The 13,706-nt window shown below is 36.3% G+C and carries 13 protein-coding genes; 9 read left to right on the top strand and 4 right to left on the bottom strand.

Annotated features, from left to right (window positions below):
• Window positions 1-40 precede the first annotated feature (40 nt).
• The 3 genes from H4J39_RS19320 (at window position 41) to H4J39_RS10940 (ending at window position 3,347) form a co-directional block, all read left to right on the top strand.
• Entirely contained in the window at window positions 41-445 is a 405-nt protein-coding gene (locus H4J39_RS19320; protein WP_310649742.1) for an AlpA family transcriptional regulator, read from the top strand.
• A gap of 476 nt (window positions 446-921) precedes the next feature.
• Window positions 922-1,980, top strand: a complete 1,059-nt coding sequence (locus H4J39_RS10945; RefSeq protein WP_182228197.1) for a helix-turn-helix domain-containing protein — start codon at window positions 922-924, stop codon at window positions 1,978-1,980.
• A gap of 80 nt (window positions 1,981-2,060) precedes the next feature.
• Window positions 2,061-3,347 (top strand): serine hydrolase, encoded by a 1,287-nt coding sequence (locus tag H4J39_RS10940; RefSeq protein ID WP_182228195.1) that lies wholly within the window; start codon window positions 2,061-2,063, stop codon window positions 3,345-3,347.
• Between the two features lie 322 nt (window positions 3,348-3,669).
• On the opposite strand, the gene H4J39_RS10935 is transcribed toward H4J39_RS10940, so the two are convergent.
• From H4J39_RS10935 to H4J39_RS10920, 4 genes are all read right to left on the bottom strand, one after another.
• Window positions 3,670-3,939: a hypothetical protein gene (locus tag H4J39_RS10935; RefSeq protein WP_182228193.1), complete on the bottom strand. Its 270-nt coding sequence runs from the start codon at window positions 3,937-3,939 to the stop codon at window positions 3,670-3,672.
• 66 nt (window positions 3,940-4,005) lie between these two features.
• Window positions 4,006-4,140, bottom strand: coding sequence for a beta-propeller domain-containing protein (locus tag H4J39_RS19345; RefSeq protein ID WP_404842691.1), 135 nt, complete (start codon window positions 4,138-4,140; stop codon window positions 4,006-4,008).
• Between the two features lie 47 nt (window positions 4,141-4,187).
• Window positions 4,188-4,328, bottom strand: a complete 141-nt coding sequence (locus H4J39_RS10925; protein ID WP_182228191.1) for a beta-propeller domain-containing protein — start codon at window positions 4,326-4,328, stop codon at window positions 4,188-4,190.
• A 78-nt stretch (window positions 4,329-4,406) separates the two neighbouring features.
• Window positions 4,407-4,691, bottom strand: a complete 285-nt coding sequence (locus tag H4J39_RS10920) for a MazG nucleotide pyrophosphohydrolase domain-containing protein (RefSeq protein ID WP_182228189.1) — start codon at window positions 4,689-4,691, stop codon at window positions 4,407-4,409.
• A 483-nt stretch (window positions 4,692-5,174) separates the two neighbouring features.
• On the opposite strand from H4J39_RS10920, the gene H4J39_RS10915 reads away from it, so the two are divergent.
• The 6 genes from H4J39_RS10915 to speB all read left to right on the top strand — a co-directional run bounded on the left by H4J39_RS10915 (window position 5,175) and on the right by speB (window position 13,623).
• Window positions 5,175-6,701 carry a carbon-nitrogen hydrolase family protein gene (locus H4J39_RS10915; protein ID WP_182228187.1) on the top strand — a complete coding sequence of 509 codons (1,527 nt, stop codon included), beginning with the start codon at window positions 5,175-5,177 and terminating at the stop codon, window positions 6,699-6,701.
• Between the two features lie 474 nt (window positions 6,702-7,175).
• A complete protein-coding gene (locus H4J39_RS19315) occupies window positions 7,176-9,950 on the top strand; it encodes a YdbH domain-containing protein (RefSeq protein WP_182228185.1) in 2,775 nt (924 codons plus the stop codon).
• Window positions 9,951-9,952: 2 nt separating this feature from the next.
• The gene (locus H4J39_RS10905; RefSeq protein WP_182177028.1) at window positions 9,953-10,135 is read left to right on the top strand and encodes a YnbE family lipoprotein; all 183 of its coding nucleotides are present in this window, start codon (window positions 9,953-9,955) and stop codon (window positions 10,133-10,135) included.
• Between the two features lie 9 nt (window positions 10,136-10,144).
• On the top strand, window positions 10,145-10,486 hold the full coding sequence (locus tag H4J39_RS10900; RefSeq protein ID WP_182228183.1) for a YdbL family protein: 342 nt from the start codon (window positions 10,145-10,147) through the stop codon (window positions 10,484-10,486).
• Between the two features lie 287 nt (window positions 10,487-10,773).
• Complete coding sequence (gene speA, locus H4J39_RS10895) at window positions 10,774-12,684, top strand: biosynthetic arginine decarboxylase (protein WP_182228181.1); 1,911 nt, start codon at window positions 10,774-10,776, stop codon at window positions 12,682-12,684.
• A 12-nt stretch (window positions 12,685-12,696) separates the two neighbouring features.
• Window positions 12,697-13,623 (top strand): agmatinase, encoded by a 927-nt coding sequence (speB, locus tag H4J39_RS10890; RefSeq protein WP_182228179.1) that lies wholly within the window; start codon window positions 12,697-12,699, stop codon window positions 13,621-13,623.
• Window positions 13,624-13,706 lie beyond the last annotated feature (83 nt).

The following is a 13,706-nucleotide window of genomic DNA, read 5'->3' as shown; positions in this document are numbered from 1 at the left end:
GTTAAATACCTAAATTACAACGATAGTAAAAGCTTTTGATATGAAGGCACCTGACATGAATAATTTAGAGTTTGAACTTCTTAATGGGTATTTAGAACAACTATCATTTAAAACCCAAAACACTATCAATGAGCTACAGTTAGTCAAACGACATATTGACGGGTTTAAATCACAGATCACAAAACGTGATATATCTGAACAAACTCGAGCAAGTATTCCTGAACAAATACTGAGTATTGAACAAACTCAAACTCGTGATAAGCAACCCAGTGATTTAATCCGAATTAAAGAAGTAATGAGTATGACTGGGCTATCAAGATCTTCAATTTATACTCAAAAAAATAAAGGCGAATTCCCTAGACCAATACATTTGACTTCTCACTCGATAGCATGGGTTAGATCAGAAGTTGAACAGTGGATTTTGGATAAGATAAACAACAGGTAATCTTGTCAATAAATCATAGGGCTATTATTGTATTTTAAGCAATTATTCATGTAGTTAAACCTCATATTTAGTGGTGTTACCAATACCAAGCCGCTACCTTGTAATCAGTAGGTCGCCAGTTCGACTCCGGCAGTCGGCACCATTTATTCTCTTCGGAGAAGAAACGAAACCTTAACAGCAATGTTAAGGTTTTTTTTCGTCTGCAATTTAACAAACTATAGAGAATATCTCAGTAGTAACGATTAGCACCTTTACCTCACCTACTCTGTACTTTGTGCGTTATTTACATCGTTTATACTAATAAGCTAATAGTCACGACACACTTTACTATCCACTCCCCTGCTAGGACACTGCATTTCTCTTAGTCCAATTTTCAGTACTAAAAAACGAATGTTGTGTAAATGATGCTATTCAACCCAGAACATTAATATATATGTTAAAGTTTTATTTTCTGTTTATTAACTAAAAAGTGATTAATGTACCTATCATTTGCTGATATTTTTGACCTTTTCCTGAGATTTTTAGCTGTAGGTCAACTTTCTTTATTGTGCCATTACATATTATCAAAGAACCAAAACTTATCTTCTGCATTAGCTGTTTCAGTTAATATTTGTTTATGTGCTTATCTTTTGCTGACAGCCCCCATACCTGATCACTATTACGGCGTATTAAGAGGCATACTTTTATTTTTCACCGAAGTTGCACCTTATTTACTTTGGTTGCTCGTTTTATTACATTTCAAAGATAATTTTCAACCAACGAAATGGTCCATTTGGATTAAAGTTAGCATTGGATTAATGTTACTTTGGTTTATATACTTTTTTGGTTACATCAAAGGAAGTGGCAGTTTTCATCAAGTTAACCATTTAATACAGCTCTTTTTTATCATCCATATTATTTATGTTGCCGTACAAGAGTTTCCAGATGATTTAGTTCAAGCGAGGCGAAATGCTAGGTTAGTCACGATAATTTACACTTGTATATATTTAATATTGATATTGATATTGGAGTTAGGTAATGCGGTAATAAGAGACTCTTCTATTTTTAGTATCGTAAACGCAGGACTCGTTTTAGTTTCGACTTCCTTTTTTAGTTGGCACTATTTTAATAATAGATTCACAGAAAAAACTAAAACCGCATCAGTCGAAGAAATAAAAGACAATGATAATTATCCCCCTTCTATCCCGCTAGTTTTTAAAAATGTTTATCAACAACTTAATCAATTAATGCAAGATGGCTTTTATACGGAAACTCAGTTATCAATTAAACAGTTGGCAAATAAACTTAAAATGCCAGAACATCAATTACGTGAATTAATTAATAAACATTTAGGCTTTAGAAATTTCTCAGACTTTCTAAGCAGCTACCGAATTCCCGCGGCATGTGCACAATTTGAAGATATAACGTTCATTCGAAAACCTATTTTGACAATAGCTTTAGAGTTAGGTTATGGGTCAATTGCCACCTTTAATCGTACATTCAAAGCGCAAAAGGGCATAACACCTAAAGAATATCGCAATAAATTTCAAAAATGATCAGTGTTTTTTAGTTTTGATAAGTTTTAATACATTGAATTATTTAACATTGGGGGAATCTATTCTAAAGAGTTACTTAAATGTTAAGAGTTACTAAAATTAAAATAATTAGTCTTGGCTTATTGTCAGCCATCGTAATATTAGGTTGGCCTATCTATGAGAGTATGGCCCACAAAAACAAGGTGAGTTTTCTTCCATTTTATCAATTTGATGAAATACCGAAAACTAGCCCAACCGACCAAATACTCTATCAAGAGAACTACACAGAAGCAGCAAACAAAGCATTAGATGTAATAACAACACATAAAGTCGCGATTAATGCGCCAGCAATTTCAGCTGCCGTATCTATTGACGGTAAATTAGTTTGGGCTGGTGCGTCTGGTTGGTCAGATATAGAAAATAAAACGCCGGTTACTACGAATACCCAGTTTAGAATTGGCAGTACCGCAAAGGCATTAACAGGAACGGCTCTTGCAAGAATGTATGATGTAAAGATGATTGATCTTGATAAGAATATTTCTAGCTATATGAAAAACTTGCCTAATGATGCTTGGAAAGACATCACTAGCCGTCAACTTGCTTCACATATGGCAGGCCTGCCACACTATAAACAAAATACTGATTATGTAGGATTATACAAAACGTTAACGTTATCTACCCGCTATGAAGATGTTGAAGATTCACTTTCGATATTTGATAGTAGCGAACTTTTATTTGAGCCCGGAACACAATTTTCCTATTCAACACTTGGCACAGTTTTACTTAGTGCTGTTATGGAGAATGCCGCGAATATGCCTTATCTTGAAATTATGAAAAATCAAGTCTTTGACCCGCTTAAAATGAACGCGACCTTGGCTGAGTTTCAAGGAGAAAATTCTAAAAATTTAGCCAAGTTTTATTGGAATAATAACGGACGTTCGACCCAAGTCAGACAATGGCGCGATGTTGACCTTAGCCATAGATTAGCAGGAGGCGGTTTTATATCCACTTCTTCAGATCTTGTTAAAATGGGCAACGCTTTCTTAGATGATGAATTTATCTCAGCAAAAACACGTGGTATTTTTTGGACACCGCAAAAATTACCAGACGGAAGCGAAACCCCCGATGGCTATTCACTAGGTTGGCGAGTTTTGACAAGAAACATTGACCCAGAAGTTGGAGAAATAACCTTTGCTAACCATGGAGGGGTTTCAAGAGGCGCTCAAAGCTGGTTGATGGTTTTGCCTGAGCATAATATATCGGTTGCGATTAACATTAATTCAAATACTAAAGTTTTCTGGGATTTTGGCAAAGTATCGATGCAAGTGTTAAAACCTTTTTTATTGGCAAAAATTGCAATGGAGCAAAGAGTACCCATTTCACAATAAACATAATTTAGCATTCCCCTAAACTATAGATATTTTGGAAAACTGATTTATGATTTCAATCAGTCTTCAATGAACTAAAACAACGTTTTGCATCATTAGTACAAAATCCTACTTTAAGCGTCTAGGGCTATTATTTTATAAAGGCACGTCATTCTATACACTGAAGTTATATTAACAGTAGAGAACTCTTCTCAAGCGTTACCTTGGAATCAGTAGGTACTAATTAGACTTTTGTTGTTGGCACTATTAATTCAGAGACGAATAAAGCCTAGTGATAAATTTATCACTAGGCTTTATTAAAACATTTAGACGCTTTAGTTTATTAGAATGGACCTGTAGTTATTTCAGATATTTGCCAGAAGCTTTTCCAAATACTATTACCGTGCAGATAATAAATATCATCATTGTGGAATATGGCTCGATCATCCCACCCCGAAACATAATTCGCTTCCGAAGGTTCTGAATTTACGACTGGTTTAACGCTACCTATTTTAAGTAAGGTTGCATCAACATCGTTACCAGTAACTTCAATTAGCTCTAGGGAATTGTCTGGCATCCAAATGTTAAACTCTTGCCCTGTTAAACGATCCACTACACTTTCTGATAACCACCTTTCTACCGGTAAACCAAAGCGATGGATATTATTTTCGGTTTTTAGTTAGGTTAACGCATGATAATCAAATTCAATAGGGGTATAACCGTTTTCATAAAAAATAGATTGAATTTCAAGGGGATTATTCATATTACTTACGTCAAATAAACTTATTTTGGCGCTTTCAATAATAGGCGTAATTCCATCATCTTCAGCGAGAAAAAGTCTATTGGGGTCAACGTTATGGCCTATTCTACAAGTAAGCGTTTTGATATCGGGTGTAAGTATGATGAATAGCCTGGAATTTCAAGTGCACCCGTAATTTGTGAATGGCACAAAGCGAGCTGTAAACTTAGCAGATCAAAACTAGCAGGACGTAAGTTTATCATTGAGCTACCTAAAAGTGAGATTGTATAACGGGCTGGGCAACAAAGTAAGTTACAAGACGCTTAGCTATTTCAAAAAATTCACTTTAACCTTCCCCTCGTGCCTCTTTTTTCATTTTTGGCCATTTTATCAAGAATCTTTTGTTCAATATCTATCTCTTGCCAATGGGCAATATCTAACACCCTAAGAATAATGTCGGCTAATTCTTCTCCAAAAGCATCCGTAGGCTTTTCGTTTCGACACTCATTGATCGCTTCTCCTACTTCGGAGGCAACTAAAGCAAGGGCTTCTAAAGTCGTTTTATTGTGCCAGCCCATTTTTTCTACCCAAAGATAGTTCTTTTCAGCTATATCATTAATATTCATGTCTTTCACTCACTAAGTTTAACTACTGGTTAACTTACTATCATATCTAAGTGAATTCACTCTAAAAATAAAATTTGATACTTAGTTGCCAAATGAAAAATAACGTTATAAGCAATCTAGTGATTTAATTAGAATCAAAGAAGTTATGAGCATAACAACTCCGGCAGTCGGCACTATTAATTCTCTTTTGCAATTTGTCGTTTATTATTTTTTGTTTGTTCTTGAGTTATTTAGAAATCAAGAGCTGACACCTACTGACAAATCATTCTATAAGCCAATTTAACCGACCAACCCACAACTATGTACTGCAACTTCAAAAACTGACACAACTCTAACCCTACGTACTGCTGGGGGCGTTGTGCTACATTTTTTTAATATGCTTGTATAAGTTGATTTTTTGGTATACAAATCACAATAATCGTCTTTTTGCACTCTACGATGAGAGAAAAGAATGATTATTACCAATATCGATTAGGAATATAAATGGAAGCAAATAGCGTTACCGTCCGTCATTTAACTTTACAAGATATGACAGAGCTTCGACACGCAAGTGAATCAGTTTACCTTAATAAAGAATTAGCAACGTGGAATGAATCTACGGTAAAAGCCTTATTAACTAAATTTCCAGAAGGACAAATCTGTGTGGTTGTTGATGGCATTGTAGTCGGTTGTGCCTTTTCATTAATCATTGAATATGCTGATTTTGGTGATGAACATACTTATGCTGAAATCACGAGCGATATGACCTTTGACAATCATGATCCTAAGGGTGATTCTTTGTATGGAATCGAGGTATTTATTCACCCTGATTATCGTGGTTTACGTTTGGCTAGACGTTTGTACGATGCGCGTAAAGAACTTTGCGAAAACTTGAATTTACGCGCCATTGTAGCGGGTGGCCGTATGCCTAACTATGCGCAGCATTCAGAAAAAATGAGTGCAAAGCAGTATATTGAAAAAGTTAAAATAAAAGAGTTATATGATCCCGTATTAAGTTTTCAGCTTGCTAATGATTTTTATGTACGCAAGTTACTGACCGGTTACTTATCGGGTGATAAGGAATCAATGGAATATGCCACGCTACTTGAATGGCCAAATATTTTTTATACTAAATCAGTAAAACTGATCAATGCCCCGCGCTCAGAAGTTCGTTTAGGTTTAGTGCAATGGCAAATGCGTTCCATGAAAAGCATTGATGATTTATTTGAACAAATGGAATTTTATGTCGATGCAGTCTCAGATTACAAAAGTGACTTTGTCTTATTTCCAGAATTGTTTAATGCGCCATTGATGGCCGAATTTAATCACTTACGTTTAACTGAAAGTATTCGCCGATTAGCAGAATATACTGAACAAATTCGCGATAAATTCATCGAATTTGCGATTAGTTATAATATTAATATTATTACCGGTAGTATGCCGTTTTTTGTTGATGGCAATCTTTATAATTCCGGCTTTTTGTGTCGCCGGGATGGTTCATGGGAGCGTTACGATAAAATTCATTTAACGCCAGCAGAAGTACGTAGCTGGTCTATGGTGGGTGGTAAAAACCTTAAGGTGTTTGATACTGACTGTGGCAAAATTGGTATCATGATTTGTTATGATGTCGAATTTCCAGAGTACTCTAGAATACTTGCTGATCAAGGGATGAATATTTTGTTTGTGCCCTTCTTAACCGACACCCAGAATGGCTATACACGGGTACGTCACTGTGCGATGGCAAGAGCGATTGAAAATGAGTGCTATGTCGCCATTGCTGGCGCAGTAGGTAATTTGCCCAAAGTGAATAATATGGATATTCAATATGCACAATCTGCCGTTTTTACGCCGTCTGATTTTGCTTTCCCCACTACAGGTATTAAAGCGGAAGCAACACCAAATTCAGAGATGACCGTTATCGTCGACGTAAATATAGATTTATTAAAGCAGTTACATAGCCATGGCTCTGTGCATACCATGCGAGATAGACGTCACGATTTATATAGCATTACCGAGCATAACAAAGCTTAGTTGGTCATTTTTTATTGATAGAATACATTAACCACTAGCATATCTGCACAATCAAAGCGCCTGAATCGAATGTATAACGGTTCAGGTGTTACTTTGAAATACAAAGATTATTTTATTTTATAAGTCTTCGATAAAACAACTGAATTTACATGACGTTCACGCTACACATCACAACATCGCTATTTCTTGAGTATGGCTAATAAGCTTTTCTCACTTGTGAACTTTTATCTTGTATGATGCATTTTAATAAATGAGAAATCCTTATAGCGCTTCATGCTATTTAAAAGGAGAAGCCACAGCATTATGCTGCTTAACCAATAACTCGCTATATTCTACTGAGTAAAATTAGGCTACCCTGTTAGGTGTTTCGACAATAAAGGTATTGCCGACAAGCCAGCATCAGATTTTTATCTCAATTAATATATTTTTTCTACTTTGGTTCAAAGACAAAGTAACTATGGCAAGGGAGCCTAAGTGCGATTTTTTAAATTAATTTTAATTGCTGTTCTCATCTTATTAACTACGTTAACTATTATTTATAGTGCACGAGTCTCCATCATCAATAACGTCGCACAAGCGCAACTGAGCTCGCTTAACATAGATATTACTTGCCTAGATATCAGCTTTGCCCGCAATTTGACCATCAGCGTCGATAAGTTATGTTTACAATCGTCTCAAGCTGATATTGAAATGGTTGATATGACCATACAATGGCGGTATTCCCCCCATTTTAAAATAACCGATATTGATGTTGGTCGGGTAAAAATCAAAGGCACAGATCACTTATTTTCCAAAGTAAGTGACCTTCCCTCAATTAATAAAAACAATGAAAATTTGAGCCAATTATTGTCAACAACATTACGACCTTATGCTGAGCAGATTACACAATTCAAATTACCGATAACCATTAATATCGACAGCATTTCCTATTTACCATTTATTGTTCTTCATAAAGCGAACACGCCCGATAAAAAAACCATAAAGCAAGACGAGCATTTATATACGGCTAAACTATCGATACGAGATAACACGTTATCATTTTCATTAAAAAACACTGAAAAAATACCATTTATCAAGGCTAAATTAACCCAAGTAGAAAAAGGGTTTTCCGTTACGCTATCAAGTCAATTAAATTTACTGAAAAGCTTCGTTAGTACTCATCAATTACCTATAACGACAGCATTAGCAAACCACTTAGCTACTATCGATGTATCAGGTAATATCGACTCACTCATAAAATATCAGGCAAATGTTTTTACTCTACAAAATAATATTACCGACATCTCAATAAGTTCTGCTGTAGGCATTGATAATAGCGGCGCTTTTAAGCTTTCTGGGGCACTAAACGTTAAGAGTCAATTCAGTTTAATTCCCCAAAAAGCGCCTAAAGCAATACCCCGTCAGATTAAAAATACCCTAGCCGATGAGAACAACACAGAAGTAGCGTTAACCTTTACCGGAAAAAATGAATTAATATTGGAATATAGTCAGCTACAGTTTTTAAAAACCTTAGAGCAAATCGAACTCCCCCCCACTATTATCTCAATACTTAAAGATAACCCTTTAAGAAATTTAACCTTAAAGTTTCAGGGCAATGGCTTAGTAACACTTAATGAGAATAAAGTTTACCTTAGTCACCTTGAAGTAAATGCGCGTAGCAATGAACGACTTCATCAAATTAAACTTGATGATATTACTTTTATCCAACCCTACTCAAATATAACTCTCGATGGTAGCGCTATGGCATACACGAAAGTTAACGCGGATAACAAGGTTGCTAAAAGCAGCATTAAAAGTGATGAAACACCTTCTATATTGGCAATAGGTCGTTTTACTATTGATAGTCAACTTAAACTGTTAAGCATGGCTAAATTTACCACGGCGCCGGCCGTTATTCACCTAGCCGGCTCACTAAAACGAACAAAACAAGAAACAACGGTTATATTAACTGAACATTCCTCAATCACCTTGAGCAATATTGTTGTACTTAAACAAATAACTGCTCTTAAAAGTAGCATTCAACAGAAAAAAGAAGAGCACACTACCATCGCTTCAGCGATAAGGAACCCAAAAGCGCTGGTAAGCCTAAAAACATTGATAACAACGCTAGAGGGTAGCGTACAACGCTTAGAAAACAACACCCTTAATATAAATTTAAAGGTTAATAACAGAGCTTCACAAGTGAATGTGCCCAATACATTGAAAATAAGTTCGTTTAATCTTTTTAGTGAAATTAAAGGCAGTCTTAATGACATAAACCTCAATGCGAGCGCAACGGCAGACGGCGTTAACCTCGGTAACCTTGTTATTACTGGCCCAGTAAAGTCGCCTAACGTAGAAATTTATGCAAAGAAGTTACAACTCACTGATTTATTATCCTTAAATATACAATTACCCACTAAAATTGAACTAATTGACGGCAGACTAGATTACAACATATCAGGGCAAATAAACGCGTTAAGTAATATTGAAAACACACCACTTAGTGTTTCGGTTGCTATAACATCACTCAGTGGTGAAATTAATGGCATCTGGCTGCAAGAATTAAACTGGCAAGAAAATTTATCGATACATGCAGGTAAAATAACGACAACACCTAATGTAAAAGACAACTTAACCATTGAATTAATTGAAACCGTTACCCCTGTTTCAAAGCTTTCCATCAACACGAGTTGGACTGTAGACAAAACCTTTACGCTTTCAGCAAACAAACTTAAAGCCGATGTTTTAGGCGGCAGTTTTTTTATTCCAACTATAAACTGGCCTTTCGAGCATGGGCATTCAGTTAACGTTCAGCTAGACAGTATAGACTTAGAGCAAGTCTTAGCATTAGATAAAAAACAAGGTATTGTGGTGACAGGTAAAATATCAGGTCAGCTTCCCATTACTTTTGATGGTGACAAATATATGATTAAAGAAGGTGAACTACACAATTCTAGCAACGGGCTAATACAGGTTATTGACAATCCAGCAGTAGCAGCTCTAAAAGCCAACAACAGCCAGTTAAAACTAGCATTTGATGCATTGCAGAACTTGCATTACCATCAGCTTTCATCAGCAGTTTCAATGGCAGACGACGGATACATGCAGTTAGACACGGTAATCAAAGGTCGTAATCCAGATATTGATAACGATGTAAATTTGAATTTGAACTTGAGTTACGATTTACTGGGTTTACTCGAGTCATTGTCAATAACACAACGTTTTGAAGAAAGTATTCTCAAAGGTTTACAAAAAAATAAGGAATAAGTATGAGTAAAATACTCACTGTAGTATTCACTGTTTTTATCATGAGTGCCTGCACCCATAAGATAGAAGTTAGCGCAAAAGAGCCGATCACTATTAATTTAAATTTAAAAATTGATCATGAAATAAAAGTGAAAGTAGATAAAGAACTAGATGATATATTTAGTGCTGAAAGCGACATATTTTAAGGAGATATAATGAAAAACTTAACGAACAAAATTATAAAAAAGCTCACCTGTGTTCTGTTTATTTCTACCCTGGCTTTTTCTGCTTGGGCTATTTCACTTGACGAGGCAAAAAAGCAAGGCTTAGTCGGTGAAATGTCTAATGGTTACTTAGGCCTAGTTGTTGATAACGCAGAAGCTAAAAGCTTAGTCATGAGTGTTAATGAAAAGCGTAAGAGTATCTATATGAATTTGGCGCGTCAAAATAAAATTACCATGGAGCAAGTAACGGCTTTAGCGGGTAAGAAAGCTTTTGCTAAAACTCAGTCGGGGCATTTTATCCAAAATAGTACTGGGCAATGGGTTAAAAAATAGCACAGTGCCCGTAACACTGGTCACCTCTCTATTTAGCAATAAACTGACAAAACCTTAATAGCAATACTAAGGTTTTTCTTTTTTACGCTGAAAAAACACCTTAGCCCTGTAACGTAAACCGTTAAAATCCCTTTAAATACTTGCCCTTCAGCCACTCATCAATAATAATTTTCATAAGCGATTATTTTTTTTGTTTGACATTAATCTACTCTTAAATTCTAATTCGCCTTAATTACCCAAGAAGAATTCCCATTCTATTATTCAGTAGAAAGCGTAAAGGAAAGTTAATGAACAAAGATAATCTTGATCACGCACGTGCACACTATAATGTACGTCATTGGAGTCAGGGCTATTTCGGTATCAATGATGCTGGAAACGTATATGTTGCACCGAAAGTTGATAATCAAGAACACACAGTAGATTTAATCAGTATCGCTAAAATGATTGAAGATAAGGGCTTAACACTCCCTGCACTGGTGCGTTTTCCACAAATAATTCATCATCGCATTCACAGTTTGTGTGAAGCTTTTAATAAAGCGATAGCAGACTATGATTATCAGGAAAAATATTTATTAGTTTATCCGATTAAAGTAAATCAACAGCGTGAAGTGGTTGATGAAATTTTGGCTAGCCAAAATAACAAAGAGTTCACGCAGCTAGGCCTTGAAGCTGGCAGTAAAGCAGAATTATTGGCTGTTTTGGCGATGGCTCAAAAGGTTTCATCGGTTATTGTTTGTAATGGCTATAAAGACCGAGAGTATGTGCGTTTAGCGTTAATTGGCGAAAAGTTAGGACACGAAGTTCATATTGTTTTAGAAAAAATGTCTGAATTGGCGATGATTTTAACGGAAGCAAAAAAACTGAATGTAGAACCTCGATTGGGCATACGTGTTCGCTTAGCCTCTCAAGGTAAAGGTAAATGGCAAGCCAGCGGTGGTGAGAAATCAAAGTTTGGTTTATCAGCCTCACAAGTACTCAACGTTGTTAAAGTACTCAAAGAAGAAAACATGCTTGACGCGTTAAAACTTGTGCACTTTCACTTAGGCTCACAAATAGCCAATATAAGAGATGTTAGATTGGGCGTTAGTGAAGCCGCGCGCTTTTATTGTGAGCTTCGCCAACTTGGTGCAGGTATTTTATGCATGGATGTCGGTGGTGGTTTAGCCATTGACTATGATGGTACACGAAGCCAATCGCATAACTCAATGAACTACAGTGTTGCCGAATACGCTAATAATATTGTCCATACTATTGGTGATATTTGTAAGAGTTATCATCAACCTATGCCTATGATTATTTCGGAGTCAGGTAGAGCATTAACCGCACATCATGCGGTACTTATTTCCAATGTTATTGGTGCTGAGTCTTATGAGCCAGAAAACATAACAGCACCAACACCTGATGAATCTATTTTATTAAGTAATATGTGGCGTTCGTTAGCGCAATTAAATGACCGTAATGATGATCGCGCCCTGATTGAAATTTATCACGACACACAAAGTGATTTAGCTGAAGTACATAGTCAGTTTTCGATGGGATTATTAAATTTAACTCAACGCGCTTGGGCTGAACAAATTAACTTACGTGTTTGTTACGAATTAAATAAATTAATGGATGGTAAAAATCGTTTTCATCGTCCAATAATGGATGATTTAACCGAAAAACTTGCTGATAAATTTTTTGTGAACTTTTCTTTATTTCAGTCACTTCCGGATGCATGGGGGATCGATCAGGTTTTTCCCGTATTACCATTAAGTAACTTAGAAAAATCACATGAAAAACGAGCCGTGTTATTAGACATTACTTGTGATTCTGATGGCACTATTGATCATTATGTTGATGGACAAGGTATTGAAAGCACACTACCCGTACCCGCATGGACAGAAGATGAGCCTTATTTATTGGGGTTTTTCTTAGTTGGTGCTTATCAAGAAATTTTGGGAGATATGCATAATTTATTTGGTGACACTCATAGTGCTGTCGTATTCGTTAATGACGACGGTGAAGCAGAAATCACTGAAATTAATGAAGGTGACACCGTTGAAGACATGTTGAATTATGTGCATTTAGACGCAAAGTTATTTCAACAAACTTATGCCGAGCTTATCGATGCTAGATTATCAAAAAGTGAAGGTGAAGAAGTTTATAAAGAGTTAGTTGATGGCTTAAAAGGCTATACCTACCTTGAAGATTTGTAGAGAATAAGCGACATGAAAAATATTTTCAATCAAGTTGATGAGTCTATTTACTCAAATGCAATGACATTTTTACGTCAGCCTTTGGTGCAAAATCCCATTGAGTCGGCTGCTGATATTGTTGTTTTAGGCTTGCCGTATGATATGGCAACCACTGGTCGTTCAGGCGCTCGAATGGGCCCTATGGCTATTAGGCAAGCATCGATTAATTTGGCTTGGGAAGGTCGACGATTTCCTTGGCCTTTTAGCCTATTAAAACATTGTAAAATAATTGATGTGGGTGACTTGGTTTTTTCTCCTGGGGACTCAGCGCACTTTTGTACGCAAGTTGAAACGGCTGTAGGCCAATTACTTGAAGCAGATAAAACCGTTTTATCGTTAGGTGGCGATCACTTTGTTACCTTGCCGATACTACGCGCTTATGCAAAGAAATTTGGCACGATGGCACTGATACATTTCGATGCTCATACCGATACTTATAGTAATGGTAGTTGTTATGACCACGGCACTATGTTTTATCATGCGCCAAAAGAAAACCTTATTGATAAAGATAAATCTATTCAGGTGGGTATTCGCACGAATTACAAAGAAAAAGACCATGGTTTTTCTGTCATTAATGCCATGCAAGCCAATGATCTGAGTGTCGATGAGATAACAAAAAGGATTAAGGAAAGAGTCGGCGATATGCCTGTTTACTTAACCTTTGATATTGATTGCTTAGATCCCGCCTTTGCTCCAGGAACAGGCACGCCAGTATGTGGCGGTTTAACCACAGATAAAGTGTTGAAGGTATTGCGAGGTTTAGTGGGCATTAACCTGATTGGTATGGACGTCGTTGAAGTCGCTCCTTCTTATGATCACAGTGAAGTTACCGCATTAGCCGCGGCAACAATAGCGTTAGAATTAGCACATCTTTGGACAGCTAAACATAAAATCGTCTAACAAAATGTGTAAGTTATTGTTGCTTTGTAACTTACGCATTCACTTGGAAAACCTCTAGCATAAGTGCCACTTGATTACATTTA

Origin of the sequence: Colwellia sp. Bg11-12, from assembly GCF_014076955.1 — a bacterium.
Classification (GTDB): Bacteria; Pseudomonadota; Gammaproteobacteria; order Enterobacterales; family Alteromonadaceae; genus Colwellia_A.
This window is presented reverse-complemented; position numbering and strand designations above follow the sequence as displayed.

What these genes read in the sequence shown, in the direction of transcription:
- H4J39_RS19320 (WP_310649742.1), top strand. Translation starts at nt 41, where the DNA reads ATGAAGGCACCTGACATGAATAATTTAGAGTTTGAACTTCTTAATGGG.
- H4J39_RS10945 (WP_182228197.1), top strand. Translation starts at nt 922, where the DNA reads ATGTACCTATCATTTGCTGATATTTTTGACCTTTTCCTGAGATTTTTA.
- H4J39_RS10940 (WP_182228195.1), top strand. Translation starts at nt 2,061, where the DNA reads ATGTTAAGAGTTACTAAAATTAAAATAATTAGTCTTGGCTTATTGTCA.
- H4J39_RS10925 (WP_182228191.1), bottom strand. Translation starts at nt 4,328, where the DNA reads ATGATAAACTTACGTCCTGCTAGTTTTGATCTGCTAAGTTTACAGCTC.
- H4J39_RS10920 (WP_182228189.1), bottom strand. Translation starts at nt 4,691, where the DNA reads ATGAATATTAATGATATAGCTGAAAAGAACTATCTTTGGGTAGAAAAA.
- H4J39_RS10915 (WP_182228187.1), top strand. Translation starts at nt 5,175, where the DNA reads ATGGAAGCAAATAGCGTTACCGTCCGTCATTTAACTTTACAAGATATG.
- H4J39_RS10905 (WP_182177028.1), top strand. Translation starts at nt 9,953, where the DNA reads ATGAGTAAAATACTCACTGTAGTATTCACTGTTTTTATCATGAGTGCC.
- H4J39_RS10900 (WP_182228183.1), top strand. Translation starts at nt 10,145, where the DNA reads ATGAAAAACTTAACGAACAAAATTATAAAAAAGCTCACCTGTGTTCTG.
- speA (WP_182228181.1), top strand. Translation starts at nt 10,774, where the DNA reads ATGAACAAAGATAATCTTGATCACGCACGTGCACACTATAATGTACGT.
- speB (WP_182228179.1), top strand. Translation starts at nt 12,697, where the DNA reads ATGAAAAATATTTTCAATCAAGTTGATGAGTCTATTTACTCAAATGCA.